This is a genomic window from Phenylobacterium sp. RIFCSPHIGHO2_01_FULL_69_31 (assembly GCF_001824475.1).
Taxonomy (GTDB): Bacteria; Pseudomonadota; Alphaproteobacteria; order Caulobacterales; family Caulobacteraceae; genus Phenylobacterium.
Genome location: NZ_MHXN01000046.1, coordinates 133,226 through 153,578 on the forward strand (window position 1 = coordinate 133,226; position 20,353 = coordinate 153,578).

The 20,353-nt window shown below is 65.0% G+C and carries 12 protein-coding genes; 5 read left to right on the plus strand and 7 right to left on the minus strand.

The annotated features are described in order from the left end of the window. Nucleotides 1-53: 53 nt before the first annotated feature. Nucleotides 54-4,937 carry a hypothetical protein gene (locus A2790_RS23865; RefSeq protein ID WP_293397562.1) on the minus strand — a complete coding sequence of 1,628 codons (4,884 nt, stop codon included), beginning with the start codon at nt 4,935-4,937 and terminating at the stop codon, nt 54-56. Beyond that, nucleotides 4,934-12,754 (minus strand): hypothetical protein, encoded by a 7,821-nt coding sequence (locus tag A2790_RS23870; RefSeq protein WP_293397565.1) that lies wholly within the window; start codon nt 12,752-12,754, stop codon nt 4,934-4,936. The genes A2790_RS23865 and A2790_RS23870 overlap by 4 nt, the downstream gene beginning before the upstream one ends. Nucleotides 12,755-12,885: 131 nt before the next feature. On the opposite strand from A2790_RS23870, the gene A2790_RS23875 reads away from it, so the two are divergent. Next, complete coding sequence (locus A2790_RS23875) at nt 12,886-14,103, plus strand: M12 family metallo-peptidase (protein WP_293397568.1); 1,218 nt, start codon at nt 12,886-12,888, stop codon at nt 14,101-14,103. 35 nt (nt 14,104-14,138) lie between these two features. Here the strand turns inward: A2790_RS23875 and A2790_RS23880 are convergent, their stop codons facing one another. From A2790_RS23880 to A2790_RS24485, 4 genes are read right to left on the minus strand one after another with little or no spacing between them, the layout of a single operon-like run. Beyond that, nucleotides 14,139-15,029: a plasmid partitioning protein RepB C-terminal domain-containing protein gene (locus A2790_RS23880; protein WP_293397571.1), complete on the minus strand. Its 891-nt coding sequence runs from the start codon at nt 15,027-15,029 to the stop codon at nt 14,139-14,141. Between the two features lie 53 nt (nt 15,030-15,082). After that, nucleotides 15,083-15,973, minus strand: coding sequence for a plasmid partitioning protein RepB C-terminal domain-containing protein (locus tag A2790_RS23885; protein ID WP_293397574.1), 891 nt, complete (start codon nt 15,971-15,973; stop codon nt 15,083-15,085). Beyond that, nucleotides 15,973-17,565: a recombinase family protein gene (locus tag A2790_RS23890; RefSeq protein ID WP_293397577.1), complete on the minus strand. Its 1,593-nt coding sequence runs from the start codon at nt 17,563-17,565 to the stop codon at nt 15,973-15,975. Before A2790_RS23890 ends, A2790_RS23885 begins: the two co-directional genes overlap by 1 nt. Before the next feature lie 39 nt (nt 17,566-17,604). Then, nucleotides 17,605-17,907, minus strand: coding sequence for a helix-turn-helix transcriptional regulator (locus A2790_RS24485; RefSeq protein WP_363081643.1), 303 nt, complete (start codon nt 17,905-17,907; stop codon nt 17,605-17,607). 170 nt (nt 17,908-18,077) lie between these two features. Here A2790_RS24485 and A2790_RS23895 point away from each other — a divergent pair, with 170 nt between their 5' ends. Together A2790_RS23895 and A2790_RS23900 are read left to right on the plus strand one after the other, a co-directional pair. Then, a complete protein-coding gene (locus A2790_RS23895; protein ID WP_293397863.1) occupies nt 18,078-18,281 on the plus strand; it encodes a helix-turn-helix domain-containing protein in 204 nt (67 codons plus the stop codon). A 156-nt stretch (nt 18,282-18,437) separates the two neighbouring features. Further along, nucleotides 18,438-18,932: a helix-turn-helix transcriptional regulator gene (locus A2790_RS23900; RefSeq protein WP_293397580.1), complete on the plus strand. Its 495-nt coding sequence runs from the start codon at nt 18,438-18,440 to the stop codon at nt 18,930-18,932. Here A2790_RS23900 and A2790_RS23905 read toward each other — a convergent pair. Then, nucleotides 18,929-19,180 carry a helix-turn-helix transcriptional regulator gene (locus A2790_RS23905; RefSeq protein ID WP_293397583.1) on the minus strand — a complete coding sequence of 84 codons (252 nt, stop codon included), beginning with the start codon at nt 19,178-19,180 and terminating at the stop codon, nt 18,929-18,931. The genes A2790_RS23900 and A2790_RS23905 overlap by 4 nt on opposite strands. A 268-nt stretch (nt 19,181-19,448) precedes the next feature. Between A2790_RS23905 and A2790_RS23910 the strand changes: the two genes are divergently transcribed. Both A2790_RS23910 and A2790_RS23915 read left to right on the plus strand, forming a co-directional pair. After that, nucleotides 19,449-20,045, plus strand: coding sequence for a lytic transglycosylase domain-containing protein (locus A2790_RS23910; RefSeq protein ID WP_293397586.1), 597 nt, complete (start codon nt 19,449-19,451; stop codon nt 20,043-20,045). Beyond that, nucleotides 20,042-20,350, plus strand: coding sequence for a TrbC/VirB2 family protein (locus A2790_RS23915; RefSeq protein ID WP_293397589.1), 309 nt, complete (start codon nt 20,042-20,044; stop codon nt 20,348-20,350). Before A2790_RS23910 ends, A2790_RS23915 begins: the two co-directional genes overlap by 4 nt. Nucleotides 20,351-20,353: the final 3 nt, after the last annotated feature.

Sequence of the window (20,353 nt, forward strand, 5' to 3'; positions counted from 1 at the left end):
GGCAAGTCCTCTGGGATTGCATTGACGATCTGGAAGGTTGCGCTCCTGCGCCCTCAGGGAGGCCCGCTGACGGCGCCCTGGTAGGTGAAATGCAGCTTGCGCTCGACGAGGGTCGTCTCGGCCAGGCCGCGGGCCTTCGCCATAGAGACACCCTCGAGAACGAACTCTTCGACAAGAACGGCGAACTTCGTTGTGCTCGGCCAGCTGGCGACATCGAACGAGGTCTCCCAGGTTCCGCCTTGCACGGGTCGTTCTACCGGCTCTCCCACCTGAACTGGGCCCTCAGGCGTGATCCGCTGCAGGGTGAAGCGCATCACAGGCGTGATCGCCGCCAGCAGCCGATCTTTCCCCGGTTGATCGAGCGCGCCATCCGTATAGGGCGCGCGGTCGCTGAAGCTGGCGCCCGTAACCTTGGCCATCACGGTGTTCGCCGCGCGGGAGAGCGTTACTGTTCGCGGCGCCGCTACAGCGATAACGTCGAGACCAATGGCGGGCGACAGCTCGCGACCGGCCAGCGCATGGGGCTGGTAGCGGGCGATCCCAAGCCGCACGATGGGCGCCGCAGCTTCGCCCGGACTGAGGTGCACATCACAGTACCAATCGCCCGTGGCAGGGTCGAAGAGGGGCTCATAAGCCACCACCGAGACCATTTCTGGGGCCGCGGGTTCATCCGGCGCGCCGGGATCGTCGCCGCTGGCCGCGCCCTTCGGAAGCGCAAGGTTCCCCGCTGTCGCGACATAGCCTGAGAAGCGGTCGGCAGTGATATGCGCGTCGGTCTGGGATTGGGTGGCCGGGTCAGCGGCCCACTGCGTGGACACATCTTGCAGCCACTTAGGTAGAGCCTGGAACTTCTCTAGAGAATTCTCAAGCCTCAGCAGGCGGTCGCGAACCTGTTGCTCCCGCTGACTGAGAGCCGGAGTGACGACCTTGTATCTGAGAGGATTGTTCGGATCGTACTCCGGCTCGCGCAGGTCAAACTGGTCGCTCGGAGTGCACACCACCCCAACCAAGAGACCCTCGGAAATTGGCCAGTCCTTGAGCGGAATCCGGATTGGCGCCGTCCAGGTCGCGGTAAGGACGTCGCCGTTCCTCTTCTCGACAACCTGGGTGGCATGCAGCGGCTGGGTTCGCGTTAGCGGCGGCGGGGCGATGGCCGCTGGAATCCAGAATTGAGTCACCAGAGGCTGCAGACGCCGCTGACCGGTCCCGGCGAGGCCGGGGTGGAAGAGCTGGCGGAAGACGTCTGTGGAACTTGCGCTCTCACGTTCGTAGGGCCCCTCCGGCGGGGTCTCATCATTCGGGTCGGTGCGAGGGGGCGGTGGCAGATAACGGAGGAAACGACTGGTCGCGACCGCACGTACGACCACCCGGCGCGCGTGCATGGACGGAAAGGTATGGGAGAGATTGCGGAGCGCGCCGGTCTCGCCAACCACCAAGTCGAGAAGGTTACGACGGTCGGCGTCGCGTTCCTCGTCCATCCGCGGCAGGTCCGTCAGGTCAAATGCGTGAGTATGTGGAACAGGCGCGAACGCCCAGTTCGCGCCGTCCGCGTACTCGGTCGGCCACGTGTCTTTCCAAGCCTTGGCCGGCTGAGAGGGGCTCTGTCCGGCAGGCAGCTTCCGAAGCGAAAGCGCAGGGTCCATCTCAAGCCAGCGCAGCTCCACGCGAACCGCCGCTGTCGCAGCACGATCGATGGCGAACTGACCGCCGAAATAGACGACGGCGCCACGGGGCTGCTTCTCGAGAGCTGGGTTGGGCGCTGTGACCAGCGCTCTGAGTTCAGCCCAGCTTCCAGGCCCAGCCGGAGCGCCCGTCGTCGGCACCCCCACGAGGGGACTCTTGAGCAAAGGCGCCGAACGCGGCTTGTCCAAGGCGTGTACCAGACGCAGGGTCAGCACGTCCTGCAGCGCTGGGATGGGGGTTTTGTGGATCTGCGCGTCCCAGACCTTTCCCAAGTCGCCGATCAGCTTGCCCGCCTGGGCTTGGATATGCTCGCTGGCCTCGTAGGCAAACCGGTTCGTGCGGACCGCTTCTGCGTGCGTAGCGTAGGTCCACAGGTGTAGGTCCACCTCTTCGGCAGGTCCAAGGGTCACCTTGAGCAACGGCCCCCGGACCTCCTGCGCCGACCCTGCAGTCCCTGCGCTGAAGGTGCCACCGTCGGATTTGCCCCGAGCAACCTCAAGGTAAATAGGGGTCGCTTCGAAGGGGTCTTGCTTCCAAAAGGCCAGGTCAGGCGCCTTCCCGGCGAAGGTATCGAGTGTACGCCCATCGCGTGTGACAGCGACACCCAGGCGCCGCGCGGCTGGGTCCGGATAGAACGGGTTCTCCCGCGTCTCCGGCAACTTTGAATTTGTCCGAAAGAGGCGCGCCTTCACGGGCCCGCCGCCGCCCTCCGGATAGACCGGATACTGTCCCGTATCCTCGTCGAGCCAGACACGGCGGAACGCGCCGAACGGAATGAGCTCCTCGTTCTCGTCGAACAGGCCGAACTGTTCGGCCTTTTCGAAGGTCGCCCGCTGCGGCATCAGCACCCGCATCTCGTCTTCGCGCGGAAGCACCTTGCCGTCACGTACGACCACCACGCTTTCGGCTTCGCCCGGAGACTCAGCTTCGCTTCGCGAGGCGAGGCTGCCACGTTCAGGGACGAGAACATCCGGTGCGCGCGACTTCTCCGTAGGACGGTAGACAAACGGCTTGTCCGTGGCTTCGTCCGTTCCTTGCCCCAACGCCAGGGCCGGATAGAGAACCTGAGCGGCGGCCAAGCTGACGCTGCTTCCGTTTGGCTTGCGCACCCTGAGACCAACGCGCAATCCCATGCCCACGCGCAGCACTGCCGTGTCGAAGCCGTGCCGGTACACCGTCGAGACGGGAACATCGCCCACGCCGGCCGGAACATCCGTGCGTGGATTGCCGTCATCATCGTACTGCAGCCCGGGGACGCCGAGGTTGTCGCCGGCCCACGTGAAGAGCACTTCGCTGGCGGTGTACTTTGTAACCGGCTTAGGGGGCGTGCCGCCATCGTCGGCCAGCTCTTGGCGCGCCGTCGGCATGAAGTAGCCCTCGTCCCGCATGGCGAGACGCTTGGTCTCCGCCTCGGACCAAGCCGGCAGTGAAAGCGCCGGATAAACGATCGTGCGCCCGGTAATGGAGTAGGGCTCTGGTTCACGCTCGTAGAGAATGTCGACCCTGTAGCCCGCAATGAGGTCTTCTGCGTACAGCGGACCGTTATTCGTGACCTGAGCCTGGGTCAGTTTCCCCGTCAATTCGCGCCCGGCCTGCTGGTCAAGCAGCATGAGGCCACGCGTCGCCACCTCCGGTGTTGATGTTGAGCTCGACAGTCCATCTGGGTTTGCGCCTTTGCGGTCGAGCTCGTGGGTGGCGTTCGCGGCCGATTGCATCTTCAGAGCCGCGCTGACCGGGTCGGCTGTTTCAAGGCGATATCGGCGCGTCGTGTCTCGGAGCTGCACGACGCCGTCCTTGACAGTGGGACTGCCCGCATCACTACGCGGACCTGGCCCGCCTAGGAACTCGGCCTCACCCCCCGGTTCAAAGACTGTCGGCGCACGCCCGATCCCGGGCTGCAGCACAATCGCCGTCTGGCGGCTGGTGGACGTGTTGTTCCCGGACCCCGTTGGGTCAAACGCCAATGTGACGTAGCCGCGGAAGCGTCCAGCGTCGCCTGGCGTGAAGATGGTCCCAAGATCGTCTAGGCCAACCTCAGCTTCGAAGTCGACGATCAGGTTCATGAGCTTGCGCAGGGTCGGGTGCCCTTCAAGGCCGGCCACCTTGCGCCGCATGAGATCGCGCGCGATTTCCTTCGGGTCCTCGACGCTCGGCGGTTGAACGCTCTCGTCGAAGCGAGGCCGCAACGCTTGGTCCAACGCCGCCAGGTTCGTCTGAAGGAGGTCGCGTTCGGGGTGCACCGCCTCTGGTGACGTATCCAACATCAGAAGCGCGGCGAGCGCGTCGGCGGAGTCCGCCGGCTTCTCGTCCAGCAGGGTTGTGGTGCGGCGGCGTAGGAAGTGGTTGTCCGCGCGCGCTGAACGCGATTGATCGCGCCGCGCTTGGCCCTGCGGGGTGAGATCCACGAGCCGACTTTCTTGCTCCGCGGCGAACTTTTCCGCGAGGCCCGCGCGTTCGGCCAAGAACTTCCGCTCGGACGCGCGGCCCCCTTCGGCCGCATCCTGCTGAAGCTTCAGCACCGATCCATAACTTGAGGCGGCGTCGCCGAGCGGTCGCATCCCAAAGAGTTCGCCGCTGTAGGTGTTGCGCCAAAGATCCAGCCGCCAGGCGCGGTGCAACGGGTCCTTCAGGCGGTCGGCCGCCTCGCGACCAAATTGAACAGTTTGTCCGGCCTTGATCGTGTCCAGGATCGTCTTCTTCAAACCGGTAGCTTGCGAGGCCAAAGCCGTCAGGGTGTCGGCGGCCGCTTCGCGGACGTGAAGGCGGGTCAAAGTATCTGTCAGGACGCCGTGCGCGTACTCGGTGATGTCGAACTTGGGTCGTGTCGGAGCGGAGGACGGCCCCACACTGAGTTGGTCGAGAGTTCCGGCGTCGACGACCACGGCGTTGGCGTCAACGGCTTTCGCGACGTCCAAAACATCATAGAGGACGTCAAACCCTTCGGGGTCGGCGCCGAGATCTGTGACGACATCCCTCCAAAGGGCGGCGGCCTCCCGTCGAGCCCCACGCGTCACGGCGTCAGGCCGCAGTGGCAGGGTCTTGGTCAGCTGCCCTTGGGCGTCGAAGAAACTCAACTTGAACCGAGCCTCATCGCTCGCGATGTCGCTTGGCCAGGTGGTAAGGCCGACTTGGCCGCTGGTGGTGACGGGCTCCGGCCACAGGACTGCCGAAAGGCGTAAGGTAACCTTGCGGTTCACGGTGACTGCGCCGTCCGGGACGGCGGTGCAGTGGACGTTGACGCGTCGGTCGCTCATGCGTCCACCTTCTTGCGGCTATCCTTGTAGGCCTTGAGCGCGAGATGCTTGCGGTAGTCACGCCACGCGCGGTGCTTGTCGCGCACGTCGCGACGGATGAAGGGCGCGGCGGAGCGATCCAGCCGTTCAGTGAGCGACGCGTCTGGCGCCTGCGCAACCGCATCGAGGGCGTACCGCGTCACATCATGCGCGGCGAGACCGGCGCTCGCACTTTGGTCGCGCCTCGCACCCCCGCCGGACCCGCCCTTCACCTTGTACTGCGCCGTCGCCGAGTACCGGAACTCCGCGAACCCGACCTTGAAGCTGAAGCTGACCGTGGAGGTCCCGTACATGTCGCTCTCGGTCTGAACGACGCGAACCTCGATGTTCACGCAGACGCCGAAGCACGCGACGTGGCCCTCGCCGACCGCGTGAACGAAGCCTTCAATGCGACGTCCGCCGTTGGCCTGGGACAGCAGATAGATGCCTGCCGTTACGCGACCGGACGCATTCAATGGACCGAACTTGATCGCGGTGACGGCGCCGAATTCGAACTGAATCTCGAACGCCACAATGCCGCGCGCATCGGCCGTCAGTCCGACGAACCCACCGCCTCCGTAGGGTGGCTGAGCAATGAGGAACGGCTTCTCGCGGCTCGCGAAGGCAAACTTGAAGAGCGCCTGGCCTTCGGAGAACGGCAGTAAGACGGCCGCTGAGATGGCCAAGTTGATGAGCTGTAGCGAGCCCACCATGATAAGCGGGCTTGCGTAACGATAGCCTGCTTCGATCCCGATCGGTGCGTAGGACGGCGCCAGATAGAAGCCGTTGCCCTCCTCGGGGCTCATCAGCTTCTGGAGCGGCTCGATGAAGGACAGCAGGGCGCCGTACTGAACGCCGTGGATATCAGCCTTCAGCTCGGTGCGCCCCTGGGCGTCGAGGTCGAAGCGCGCACCCTTGAACTGGATCGACAAGAGGTCGAAAGCGCCTCCCAGCAGGTGCACCTTGAAGGGCTTCAACCGACCCGATGCCGTAACGCTGCGCTTGCCGGTGAGTAGATTGATCTCGACCCGACTTTTCAGGACGAGATCGTTTTCGGGCGGCGCCGGGTCTGATCCAAGCGGCTCTGCCGGCACACTCGGATCCATCGCGAACACGGGATCGCTAGACGGGAACGGCGAAAGCTCCGTGTCGAAGTCATACTGAACGCGGACGCGCACGGGCAGCAGCTCGAGGAGTTTGTCGCGAAGGAGTCGCTCGACGCCGTCGAACGAGATGAGCGCGCTGATCTGGCCGCGTCCCAAAGCCGAGACGAGCTCTGCCAACAGCTCGGCTGCGCGAACAAGCCCCAGTCCCTCCGTGCGCCATTGATTTCGGAGGGCGTTCAACGGGGCCCACGGCACCGTGCCACCCGTTGTGTTGAGCGCTTTGGCAATGTCCGAGAGCAGGTCGCGATCCTTCGTGATCGCGTCCTCCGCCTTCTTCAGGGCGTCGATTGTCGGCGCGCCTAGCGCTTCCAACACGCTCGCCGCCGAGAGGGACTCTTCTGAGCTAGATGGCTTCTTGAGCAGGGCCGAGAGCGCCGACACGCCCTTGAGAGCAGACTCGTGCAGCTCGAGTGTTGGCGTGACCGCCTGCCTAAGCAGGTCTCGAACACCGGCTTCCAGTTTGTCCGGCAGCTGACCGGGCAACAGCACCGTCTGAAGGATGGCCGCGATTACGTCGCGCTCCACCTCGGCTTTCATGCCCTCCAGTTCGGTCGCAAGGCGAAGCAGCGCCTGGCGCTGGCCGTCTTGGGCGAGGTCGCCTACGGCGGCGTTGGCTAGCCGCAGAGCTTCGGCATAGCGCGTGGCGACCGCATCCGCGACGGCCTTGAGGTCCGCCTTCGCTGTCGCAGCACCAATTGCAGTTTCCAGCGAAGTAATGGCGCGCCGGATCCTGGCGTTCCAGATGGTGGGGTCGCGAATGGCCCGCAGTGAGCTTGCAAGCTCAAGCAAGGAGCGTTGGAAGCCCAGCGCGGCGAGAATTTCCCCAGCGATCCTCGCCTTCTCGGCGGTGGAGAGTTCGCTGACGTTCGGACGCGCAGCTTCCGGAATGAGCCGCAGGGCTTCATAGAGCGCTACCGTATCTCGAACCAGTCGGGCTAGCCGATCCGCCAGCTCTCGGCGCTTCTGAATGGCGTCGCCCACGGCGGATGCGAACGCGCCAGGCGCCGTGCAGACACTTGAGAGCTTGTCGCCGAGCTGACCTGGGGCGCGCCCCGGCGACAGACTGAACCTGAGCCTTTGAAGCGCCTCAAGCTCGGCCGCGACGCGCTGCAGCGCGGTCTTCGTCGCCTGCAGCTGAACGCGGTATCGATCGGCATTGCCCGACCGGACGCTCGCGGGCAGATCGATGCGGTCAAGGATCGAGGCCGCGTCGGCCAGAGGCTTTTCGAGTTCCCCCGCTGAGCCGAGGGTGTCGAAGGCCACGCTCCTCGCCAGTTCTGCGATCTGCGGGAGCTTGTCCGTGGCGGCCGCGCACCACGTAGCGCCAAGCGCACTGCCCGCTCGCGCCGCCAAGGCCATTAGGCCGCCCGCTTGCACCGCCGAGAAGGCTTTTTCGGCTGCCGTCACGAGTTCTCGGAGCGCGGCTCCAATACTGGCGTCGACCTGCTCGGCAATACGCGACTTGATGTCTTCCAGCGCCTTCTCGAGCCTGGCCTTGACCATCGCTTGCGCCGCGTCGGCGACGACCTGCGGCCTCAGAGTCGATAGCGCCCTCAAAGCCCCTTCGAACCGTTGGGCCTGTACCAGTAGTGCGTCGAGTTGTTGGATCTGCAGCGCGAGGCGAGTGCGCTCAACCTCTGCCTTTGCGCCGCCGAGAGCGCTCTGCAGCTCATAAAGCTGCGCCGGCAGATTGACGCCGCGAAGGGCTTGCGCCGCGATGGCAAGGCGCGCTGCGTCGAGCTGTGCCTTCAGACGCGCCCGGTCTGCAGGTTTGGCGATTTGCAGCTTTGCTTCGAGATCACGCGCAGCATCCACGCTAGACGAAGCTGTTTGCTCAACCAGCACCAGCAGGTCGGCAGCCAAGCGATTTCGGAGCGTCTCTAGGGGCCCACCCGTCGCTGCGACATCCTGACGAAGACCAACGAGCTCTTGCTGAAGGTCGAGCCGACCATCGCGCGCCGCCCGGGTCAGTCGCGCGTCGATCAGCGCCACAACCTGCGCCGCGAACTCGGCAACGGCCGGGTGAACTGCTTCGCCCACGCCTGGCAGCTGGCGAAGGGCGTTGACGATCTGCCCGGCGAGCTCGTCACGACTCCATTCAAGGCGCGTCTCCGCAACGCCGCGTAGGCGGGCCGCCGCGTCGAGTGCTTCCGCCAGCGGCCGACCGAAACGCTCGAAGAAGAGCGATTGCTGGAGTTGCGGCAGCGCGTCGTGAGGGTTCTTGAGCAGCTGGCGAACCAGCTTCTTCTGAGCTGCGCGCGAGGCGGCTGGGTCGGCGCCGGGTCTCGGCTGCGGTAGGGAGGCCGTATTGGCGCCGCCGCCGGGGGCGCCCGGCAACGCGTTCGGCGCCGCGGGTTCGGTGATGACTAGCGGGCCGAAGAGGGGTTGGAACAGATCGGCGTCGATGGCCTGGTCCAAGAACTCGCCGATCGGTCCGGTTTCGATCCATTCCTGAAGTTTGTCCGCCAGGAGCGCTCTGGGGTTGGCGGCCAACCGGCGAATGTTCTGAACGAGCTGCTGGGCGTCGGCGATGGCCTGGGTGAGAACCACCGGCACCGGGTGACGAAGGACTTCCTCGACTTCTCGCAGGAGGCCTTGGCCGGCGTCGTACATTCCCGTGGCGGCCGCAAGCTTCCGCTCCCGCTCCACGTTCGAGGCAGCCGCCGCAGCGCAGGCTTCGGATGCGCGAATGGTGCGCGCGTATTGATCCATCAGGTCCGGGTAGAGCGCCTCGAGGGTGAACGCGGTCGGCTTTCCCTCTGGGTCCAGCACCTGCTGGATCGCCTTGTCCAGAGACGCTTGTGCCTGGCGCTGAAACTCCTTCAACGCCGCAGCAATCTGGCCAGCCGCGCGCAGCGCGTCGTCGACCGCTTTGCCGCCATAGTCTGCAAGCTCTTTGGTCTTGGCCGAGGTCGTGATGGACGCGACCTTCAGGATCAGGTCGAGCGGTACGATGCCGAGCAGGGTCGCATTGTGGAAGTACTCGGCGGGATTGCGCATCCCCGCCTTTGCTGAGCGATAGTCGAAGGCTTTCGGCGCCGGCGAGCCAACCGACGACCCGCCAACTGTGGCTGGTGCATCGATGTCAGCGTCCGCGATGAGATCCGTAACGGCGCTCTGCCCGGAGGGCGACGGAAGTTCGCGGCCACCGACGAAGCCAACGCTGCGCGACAGCGCCGCCAGCTTCGCGGAGGGCTTGGCGACCCCGCCCGTCGCCTTGCCCTGTGCGCCGACGTCGAGGCCGATGACCGGCCCCACGACCCGAAGGAAGATCTCCGAAGGGTTCTTGCTGCTGTCGAACCCGTGTCGGACGTAGTCTTCGTCGTAGGCCACGGTGACCGGGCCCTGCGCGCGGCCCAATAGACGATCCAAAGGCTGGATGGTGACCTTGGCGTCGACCATGGTTGGATGGAAGGGCGGCTCATCGAGCCCCTCCATGAAGATCGTGACGTCAAAATTCTCCTGGGGCCCGCCACGAGACTCATTGATGAGGCGCCCGCGCGCGCCCAATCGCACCTGACGGGCTTTGAACTGGGTGTCGCCCGCCTTCTTGCTCGGCGCGAACAAGGCGTCGCGATCGGAATGGCTCTCCAGGCGCAAGCGCGTGAACTGGGTCTCCGGGTCGCGGTGCGAAGCCGGGACGGGCAGCGCGTTGTAATACGCCGTCAGCTTCTTCATGGCTGCTGGCGTATGAGCGGCCTCGTTCGAGACGAAGATGAGCGGCGCGGTCACCCGCGTCTTATCGCCGTCGACCCGGTACTCGAAGCGAACCTCGTTGCCGTACTTGTGTCCTGAGGGGGCTGGATGGGGTTGCGTTCCCGGCGCGGTGCGAGGCCAGAAAACCCCGCGAGCACCGACGTCGAGCTCGACGTCTTTCACGAGGTCAGGCGTCCGCTGCGTGAGTAGCTCGACCGCCTTGGCGGGATAGTCTCGCCCCTTGAACGGCTGCTGCGAGGCCGGGAACGCCTTCTTGGGAATCTTCGGAATGATGAAGTGCCGCTTCGAGAGGTAAAAGACCGGGTCCTTTTTCTCGGCATTGTCGCGCGACGGCCGGCGCATGCGCTGTGTCAGGCTGATCAGGCTGACGCGGAAGCCGATTGGGAAAAGGAAGCCCTTTTCCTGGATCATCACGTACGCATCGCGGCCGCCCACGGTCCGCATCACGGCCTTCTCGACGTTGAAGGCCGCAGGATCGATGAATGGGACGATCCCGGCGATTTGGGTGGCCGGAGGCTCGCCGGCCCAAATCAGGTTCGTGGTCGCGCCGCGAGAGGTCAACATGATGTCGGCCGTGGCGAACGGCCGGGGCGAGATCACGCCTTCTTTGAAAAACTTGGTATTTGCGGTGCCCGGAACGACGTCCGTTTTGTCGCTAAGGTACCAATTGGACTTGGGGCGACGCACCATGCCCCCTTGCTTGTCCATTCCGTTCGGATCGACAGCGCGCAGGCCGGGTAGTCCGATCGCAGAGCTCTCCATGAAGATCTCGCGCCGCTGCCTGCGGTTGATCGGCAGATGGAAACGCTCGTTGATCCAGGCTGAGTTCTCCTTTTCGTAATCCCGCGCCCCGCCAATCGTCAGGATCTTCGGATCGAAATCCACCGACGACAGAACTCGAACCGCGGTGCGGGTGCTCGGGTCCAAAACCGCGCCCCAGTTGGGATTCACGAGTTGCGGGCGGGGCATATGCGCCGGCGTGAGGAAGCGCCCATGCCGGTCCGGCGAAAAGAGGAGGCCGGTCACAAGTTCGAGCGACGTCTCGCCCGCGTCGGGCGAACGCAGCAGACCTGCGAAGTGCTGCTTGGCGGCGTCTCGGCTCATGCTGCGCGTGAAGCCGCCGGCTTCGAGCTCGGCATCGGCTTCCAGGTCGGCCTCGATGGCGCGCTGGTGGACACGCAAGGCCATGTCCGTCCAGTCCGTCACCTCTTCGACGCTGATGGGCTCCGAAGTTGGCGGCTTGCTCTGTCCCTGCCCCGAGAACTCAAAAACCAGACGTGACGGGCCCGACGCCTGTGTGCGCGCCAACCAGGTTTCTCGACCCAGGGCGTCTTTGGCCGACTTGCTGATCTGGCGGGCGTCGTTGGGGCCGGGCTGGCCGCCACCCTCGTTGTAATAGAACACCTCTTCGCTCAGGTGTTGGGCGTCGAAGTGGACGATGCGGTAGGGCTGAAGGTCTGCGTCTGGAAGTGAACTCAGCGAGAGCCGCCGCATAATCGGCGAACCGCCTTCGTTCAGCTCGAAGCGGTAGCCCGGGTACGAGAACGACAGATCAAACGAGTCGATTGTTCTGCGCAGCCGCATCCTTGCGAGCTTCTCGCCGCCGCGTTCGAGACTGGTGTCATCGGCCGCCGGCTTCGCGAAGCGGCCCATGAAGGCGCGAACCCGGGCCTTCACGCCACCATGCAGGACCGAGATGGTTTCGCTGATGACATCGCCGCTACCGGGCAAGGCAGGATCGATCAAGTCTCCAAAGTAGAGCTTGGCCGGCGTCTCGCGGAACTCGAGATCACAGCTGGACGCGCCCTTGACAGGAGCATGGACCGCGACCAGCCGGATCGGGAATGTCATCTCGCCGACCGGGCCTGCACCCCAGGTGCGCGTCACGGGCGTGGCGTTCTCACGCCAGAAGGTTGCCGAGAAGGTCTTGCTCTCTAAGCGCTGCCGCACGTCCGCGAGGACGGCCTCGAGCGTAATGCGCTTGAGAAGCTCGTCCGCGTCGCCAGACAGCTTCAGCTTTTCGAGTCGAAGTTCCCCGCCAGGCTCGCCGTTAGCGACGGCACGGAATTGCAGACGGCCGACGCCGTCGGCCACAAGTACGCCACGCCGACCGCTTGGCGCCTTCCAAGTCGCCAACCGTACCGCCGACGTCTGCTGCATCGACGCGAAGGCCTGATCGTCGCGTCCGACCTTGCCGAGTGGTGAGGCCCGCGACTCGCCCACGCCCCCAACTGCGTGAATGTCCGTGCAAGCGCCCAGCGCTGCTCCCGGGATCGTCGCACGATCCGCTGGCATCGCCGCTCTGGGCTGCACCGTGACCGATTTGGCAGTCCAGGCGTATCCCGGGACTGAGAGTTTGGCCGGCGCATTGCCCGAAGGCGTGAGTTCCAAGCCTGCCGAGGAAGTCCCGGAGAATAGAGTTAGGTCCTTGGTGACGACCGCTCGGCTTGCCGGCAGGGCGATCAGTCCGTCGTCTGCCACCTTGATCCGTCGTTCCGGGGCATCAAGCGTCGCTCGGCTCCCGGCGCACCAATCAGTGAGTGGCAGCGTGACTTGGCGCGCTCCCAACACCGAGAGCTTGATGCGCCATGTGTTGTCGACGGGCTCTTCGATGCGTGCCCGCAGAGCCAGATCGAGGTCCGTCCCGAGTACCGGTCCAGACAGTGTGATTTCCCAGGCCCGGTCGCTATTGCTGGGAGTCCGAAGATCGACCTTGGTCTTGCCGACGACGGCAGGATCAATCGTCCAGGTGTCGCCGCCCCAGACGACCTGCAAGGTGTCGCCGACCTTGTTGAACGAGGGCGCGGTCTGAGCCTGAGCAGCGCTTGCCGCCAAGCTCGCTGAGGAGGCGGCGACGAAACGGCGCCGCGTAACACCCTTGCGCCCTCGAGAGGACGTGTCGCCCCTGTCCGTCACGGCTTGCCCCCACCCCGCGATAACGACGCTACATGAGCACGTGACGCTTGCAACCGAAAAGGGTATTTAAGAATAGCGTAACGCAAGCATGTCGAGTAGCCGACGCATTCGGGACCCTGGGGGGCGCTGAAATGATCCGAGGCCTTGTCGCGGCGGTGTGCGCCGAGGTCCTGTTCAGCGGCTGTTCTGACGCGCGATCAACGGCGGCCGATGCAAAGATCGCGGCGCCACCAGCGCCAGAAATTGTCTTCCAGAACGCGGAGAAGTTCGCTCCGACATCGGGCTACTTAAAAGCCCAAGGGGCGGTGCGAATGACGGCGGACACCGCAGCGCTGAACCGCGCCATCGGCTCGCGCCAGGCCTTCGTGCTCGCTTTGCCGACGGGCAAGTTGCGGATTGAGCCAAAGCCTCAAGCCGCCACGGCGACGTCGTTCTTCGCAACCGTAAAGGATCCAGAAGGACGCGAGGTCGGAGAGGCCCGGTTTTTGAGCGGCGACCGCCTACGAGCGTCCATTTTCATGAGGGGCAAGGTCCGGCGCATCGAGGGAGACGGGTTGGGAAACTACACCGTCACCGAGAGCGACTCCTCTCGTTTTCCGGATGAGGCGCCATCGAACCGCCGACCGGGCGCGCTAGACGATCCATCGCCGATCGGCGCGCTAGATGAAGCAACGCCAGAAATCAGCCTACTGCTCCTCTATGAGCAGGGTGTGATTGACAAACTAGGCGCCAACAACATCGCCGACTTCGTCAAGGAAATGCAGCAGGAGTTGGATTGGACCTATGCGAGCGGCGCCAACCCCGTTCCCGTTAAAGGAAAAATCGTCGCGTCGGCGAAGTACACCGGGGCAACCTCAGCCAACTCTTCCGTGGCACTTCAGAGGCTGATTTCAAACGGTGACGCCAAGACGGCGCGGGATACCGAGAAGGCCGATCTCGTCGCGCTGATCGCCACAAAGCTCGACAATGCATGCGGCGAAGGCAGCTTCTACAATCAGGGTTCGGCCGCCGACGCCTTCTCCGTGATTGACTTGGCGTGCGCCCGCGAAAACCACTCCCTATCGCATGAGGTCGGACATAACCTCGGGGCCGATCATGCACGCGGGGACGACAAGAACCAGGATCCGAAGGCCTGCAACTACGGCTTTAAGGCGCCCGCCATCAAACGGCGAACAGTCATGGCCTACAAATGCAAGGGGACGGAGGTCTGCGATCGCATGAGTTACCTCTCGGACCCGGACTACAAGGACACGAACGTCGCCATGGGTGCGAAGTGCTCGGCGACGGACGCGGCATCGAACATCGAGACAGTCCGAGCCAAAGCCCCAAAGGTCGCGGGCTACCGGTAGACGCGTCCCGCAAGGAAAGTGACCTCGGCGCCACGTCAGCCGGCTTGACCGTCCCTGCCAGCTGAGTGGCCTTCGACTGGCAAGCTCGTGAGTTCGGCGATGGCTTGGAACTCACTCAAATACTCTGGCTTGTGCTGTGCCAGCCAACGCACGACCTGGGCGTTGCCGAGCAAGCGGGTCACGTAGGCCTTCGCCACCGTGAGGTGGAGGTTGTCGAGGCCGTAGGTCTCCTCCACAGCCTTGATCTGGATCTGCAGGCCAGCAAGCTCCCGCTCAAGGCGCGCCACCTGCTCGCGCGTCACCGCGCTCGTTTCCGGCGCGGTCCGCCGCTTCCCTTTCGTCGCGGCCAGGTGCCCATCCGGGGTGGCGGCCAGGAGCGCCAGCGCGAAGGCCTTCCTGAAGTTGTTATGGCCAAGCATCAGCTCCGCAGCCTCGAGCTGCCGCATGGGGCCCATCTTTCGTAGGACGTCGAAGACCGCGAACGAGCACTGCGAGTCCTTTAGAAGCTCAGCCACCTCGGGGCTGATACCGTCCATCAGCCTCGCACGGCGCTGCACGGCGGCGACGTTGATGCCGAGCGCCTCAGCGAGGCGGGTCTCCGAGACGCCACGCTCAATCGCCCGGACAATCATTCGGTGTTCCTGCGGTGGCGACAGGCGGTTGACCCGCTTGTTGTAGGTGAAGGCCTCATCGTCTGTGGAGACCAGGCACTCCACCGTCTCCTGCCCGAGCTCTCGCAAGGCTTCGACGCGCAGGTGCCCGTCCACCAGGAAGTAGATGCCGGGAGTTGTCTTGTCAGGTGTGACGACGGGCGGCTCGACCAAACCCACGGCCCGAATGGACGTGGCGATCTGCCGGTACTTTGCGCTGAGCTTCACGTCCTCGCGCAACGACTTCAGCGGCAGCAGCGCATCGAGGCGGACCACGACGCTCGTGGCCTCGAACCCCCACGCGACCCGCGGAGCGCCCCCCTCCGCGGTCATGTGGTGCGGCCCGCCAGCCGAGCATCCAGCGCACGAGGCATGGTGTCGAGGTTCTCCTGGCGCAGAAGGTCGGCGAACCCTTGGTCGCCGCGCAGCTCCTTCAAGGCCTGGACGATGAAGAGGAGCCGGCTCTGCACGTAGTCCGCCTTCTTGGCGATCAGCCGCTGCCTGTCGGCCTCCTTGCGGAACATCTGCACCAGCTGCTCGCCTGTCGGGCGCTGACGCGGTCCGGTGCGTCCGAAGCGTGACTGGCCAAGGCCTCCGCGCCGGGCACGTCGCTCCAATAGCCGGCGCACGGTCTCGATGTTCTTGCCCTTGATCTTGCCGTCGGCGTAGGCCTCGGCAAGCGCATGCTGGACGCCGGCGTCATCGCTTTTGGCAATGGTCATCGCCAAGCTGAGCGGGATCAGACCGTTCTCCACGGCTGTGATCAGCCGTTCCTCGCCCTTCTCCAGCAGCCCCACGATCATGTTCACCCAGGAGGGGGTCACACCGATCTTCTGCGCGACCTCCGCGTCGCTGTAGCCGCGCTTTCGAAGCGCGCCGACCTCGCGCATGAGATCGACACTGCGGTGCTGGGGCCGCGCCACGTTCTCGACGAGGCTGCGGACCAGGCACTCCTCCTCGTCGAGCTCGACGACGATCGCTGGGATCATCTTCTCGCCAAGCGCCTGGAACGCCTCCAGCCGGCCCTGGCCGCAAATCAGATCGTAGTGGACTGATCCGTCCTCTGCCTGCCGGCGACTGACGGTGATGGGCCGTTTCAGGCCGACGGCGTCGATGTTCTCGATGATCTCGCGGTGCACGCGACGGCCTCGGCCGCGCGGGTTCAGGATCACGATTTTCTCGATGTCGATCGCCTCGATGACCAGGTCGCGCTCATCCATCACGCCGCCTCCGCAAAGGGGATCCGCTCGGAGAGCGAGAACAGCTCCTCGAGGTCGTCAAACCTGTAGGCGTCGATGCTGAGACCGTTCTCCTCAGCCAGGCGCAGGCGAGCGCCTGCCAGGTCCAGAGAGGGAAAGAGGAAGTAGTCCTGCGCCTCGGCATCACCTGGCGCCATGCGGATCGCCACCGTTACGTCGGGCGACAGGCCCAGGTCGAAGCCGAACTGCCAACGCAGGCCTCCGCCGGGGGTCTGACGGCAGCGCGCAATAGCCACAGACAGGCTGAGCTCGCCGTTGACGGTTAGCAGTCCATCGGCCCGCTCGGACACGAAGCCCCCGGTCCGTTCCACACCGCCCCGCACCGCCTCGACGACGTGGGGATGGAGGGCGCGGAGCCTGCGATTGATCTCGAGGAAGCGGTAGTCGCGGTCGGGATTGTAACCGACGAGTTGATAGGCCCGCAGGAGGCTGCCGAAGCGGCTCCGATAGGCGCTCGAGGACGGCATCCCGGGCCGTTCGTCGATGACGAGACCAGAGACCGCGCCCCGCTCCTCCAGCAGCAACCGCAGCCGGGTGAGCATTTCGTCGTCTGTGAGCCGCTTGGCCCGCGCCAGGATGATCTCGCGGGCTTCAAAGAAGGTCGCTGCTGGAACGATCGCCTCGAAGACGCCCTCGGCGCGCACCCATCGGTCCGGCGGATTTTGCACCCGCTGCTGCTTCAGCTTGAAAGAGACACGATTGAAGACGTTGTGGCCGATGTACTTTTCGTTGGTCAGCACCTGGTGGACCGTCGCCCGCGTCCAGGCCCGTTCGCGGTCCGTCAGGAGGCCCTCAGCGTTCAACTGCTGCGCAATCGCCGCCTCGGTCATCCCCGTCGTCACGAACAGGCGATAGATCCGACGGACAACGGCCTGCTCTTCCTCTGGGCCCGGGGTCAAAATGACCCGGTCCGTCTGCAGGCTCTTGTGCTCGCCGACTTTCAGCAGCCCTTTCGACTGACCCTTGTCGTCGAGCAGCATGCGCCGCAGACCGAAGCCGGCCGGGCCGCCCTGCCGGAACCCGAGCTCGATCAGGCGGCATTGCCCGGCGAAGACTTTCGAAGAGAGCTCGCGGCTGTATTCGCCCGCCATCGCGCGCTTCACGCTCTTGACGATGGTCGAGACGGGCGTCCCGTCGTTCTCGAACTGCTCGGCGCAGTAGACCACCCTCACGCCGCCTTTTCGGCAGAGGTACTCGTAGTAGGCGCTCTCGTCGGCGTCCTGGAACCGGCCCCAGCGAGAGACGTCGTAGACGAGGAGCACCTCAAAATCGGCGCGGCCAGCCTCAATCTCCTCGATGAGTAGTCGCAGCCCGTCGCGGCCTTCGATGTTGAGCCCGCTGCGCCCCTCGTCGGCAAAGGTGCGCACGATCCGCAAGCGGTGCCGCTCGGCATAGGCGGCGATCGCGTCTGCTTGGTTTTCCGTCGAATAGCGCTGATGGTCGGTGGACATGCGGACGTACTGCGCCGCGCGGCGGAAGCCCGCTTGGTCCGGGTTGTCGATCTCTACGGCGAAAGCCACGACACGCTCCCTGCTTCGGGGGCGTTTCTTCAAACAGATTGTTTGAAAGCCTGCAAGCCGTGGCGCGCGCAACTAGCCGGCTTTTGGGGGCTCCGCCTCCACGATCGACCAAGGATGGCACTCTAACGCCGCCCCCAATCTGCGAAGCCACTCCACCGTGAGCTGGCGCTTCCCAAGTTCCAAGTGGCTGACTTGCTGATTGGTTGTCCCCAATCGCGCCGCCAAGTCGGCGAGCGTGAGACCACGCGCTTCGCGCAACTCCCGCAGCCTGTTCGGAGGCGAACTGAGCGCCTCAGAGGTCGGACGGGAAACGCGCGGCGCAATCACGCCTCCAATATGCCCGAGCGTGATCGTGGATGACCAGAACTCGACCACGATCCGGCAACGTGAAGCGCTTCACGACCCAGCGCCGCGACCCAGAACGAACGTGAGGCCGCACGCGCGAGGGTTCAGCCGCTGGCCTGCCCTCTAACAAGAAGAGTGTGCTGGAGATCTGACACGTGAACGAGATTTCGGGTGAGCACTTCCTGACCGAGGACGAGGTGGTGGCGCGTTATCGAAATGCCCTTACCGCGGGGACGCTTCGCAACTGGCGCTCAAAGGGTCAGGGGCCGGCCTTCACGCGGATCGGCAAGGCAGTGCTGTACGCGCGCGCAGATTTGGAAGACTGGGAGGCTCAGCGTCGGAGCAGACCGTCTCAGCAAGCTTGTGAGCTCAGTGAGTCGGAGCCCTCGCCGAGCGGTTCTTAGGCCTGTGGTGCCACGCGCGCGCAGTTTTCTTGCGGTGGCGGCGGAGGATGCTTTCGCGAGGTGCGAACTGTGACACGCGACCGACAGCGCCGCCTTGTCGATCCACGATCGCGTCGATACTCCACGTAAACGAGTAGCTTTCGCGGGCCTGATGCAATGGTTGTAGGCGGATCGCATCGCTCGCCCAATTGGCGAGCTCACATCGGAGCCACACTCAAAGGCCTAAGACGCCTCCGTAACGTGCGCCCGCCGCAGATGGCAGAGCGACTACACTTGTCGATCCGTGCCTACGAAAATTTCGAGAACGGCAAGGGGCGACTCAACGTTGAACGTCTCCTGCGCGTGGCGACGCTGCTGGACGCTGACCCCTACGCCACTCTGACGGCGCTCGACGTGGGCTCACCCGAGTTCGCCCAGCGCTGCGCCAACAACAAACTCATGAGCATCCTCATGCTCGCCCTCCGCGACTTCGACCGTAAGGCGCAGGACGCGATCGTGGGCCTCGACCCGCTTTTCCTTATGAAGGCCTTCAGCGCATTCTTCGATCAGTTGGCCGAGCACGCCGCCGAACAGCAGGAGGTCATCGCGCGCTGGCAGCGGCTGCGCGACAATCCCGACGAGGACGGCGGGGGTGAGCCCGAAGCAGACTAGAGGAGGCCGAGCGCGCGGGCCTTGAGCACCGCCTGCACGCGCGTGTTGACCTCCAGCCGCTCGAACGCGATCGCGAGATAGCTCTCGACGGTGCGGCCCGAGATCCCGAGGATCTGGCCGATCTCCCAGGCCGTCTTGCCTTCCTGCACCCATCGCAGGCAGTCGATCTGGCGGGACGTCAGCGGCAGCGCCTGGCGGCCGACGGCCTGCACAGGGGTGGGATCGCAAGAAGATTGAGCGGTCGCCATTCCAGCACTCTCCATGCCGAGTTCGCGCGGCTGCGCTGCGCCTTTCAATCCAATGAAATTGTCATCCGTTCCGCCGGGAAAGGCGCAAAGCTCAGTTGTCCGCGATGTCTACGGCGGACCCGAAGAAAAGCTGCGCAATCCCTGCACACTTCCTGCGAATTCTGCACCCACCGGGCGCTCCACCGTAAGTCTGCGGCGGCCGCCCCCGTAGACCTACGGCTCGTAAGAGCAACGGCGACTCGCGAGCTTCGGCTGGAAAGGTCAAGCCATGCCGCTCGACGCCGCCACCGTCCTCTCGCTCGCCGCCACCTGCGCGCCCGGCGTTGCGCCGGCCACGCTGCTGGCCGTGGCGCGGGTCGAAAGTGGGCTCGACCCGCTGGCCATTGGCGTCAACGGCCCGGCCCGAGAAACGCCGCGTCCGCGGGACGCGCAAGAGGCCGTGCGAGCGGCGCAGAGTCTGATCCGCGCAGGCCGCAACGTCGACCTGGGGCTATCCCAGATCAATTCGCGCAACTTGCCGGCGCTGGGCCTTAGCCTCGCCGACGCCTTCGACCCCTGCACGAACCTGCGCGCCTCGGCCCGCATCCTCGCGGCCGGCTATCGGGCGGCGCCCTCGCCTTCACCTCAGGCGCGGCTGCGGGTGGCGCTGTCGGTCTACAATACCGGCCACCCGGAGAGAGGCTTCGCCAACGGCTACGTCGCAAAGGTGGTGGGCGCCGCAGGCTTTGCTGACCCCCTCCTCGCCATTCGCCAACCGACACTGAAGCCCGTCCGCGTGCGCGCGGCCTGGTCCGTGTTCGCCGGGTCCCCGGACGCCGCGGACCACCCCTTCGTCCTCAGCTTCTCTACGGGAGACCGCCCGTGATCCGGACCCGTCTTCGGCGCGCTTCGCGCACGTTCGCTGTTGCCGCGGCCTGCGCGTGCCTCGCCAGCCCCGCCTTCGCCCAGACCGTCGGGGGCGACCTGGGCGGCTTCATCCAAAACATCATCGATTTGCTCAACAGCGGCGTGGTCCGCGGCCTTGCGGTGCTCGCGGTGATCATCACCGGGATCGTCTGGATGTTCGGACAGATCGACCTGCGCCGCGCCGGTACGGTCGTCGTGGGCATCATCGTCATCTTCGGCGCCTCGACGATCGTCGACCTCATCACCGGCGGGGGCGGCGGCTAGTGG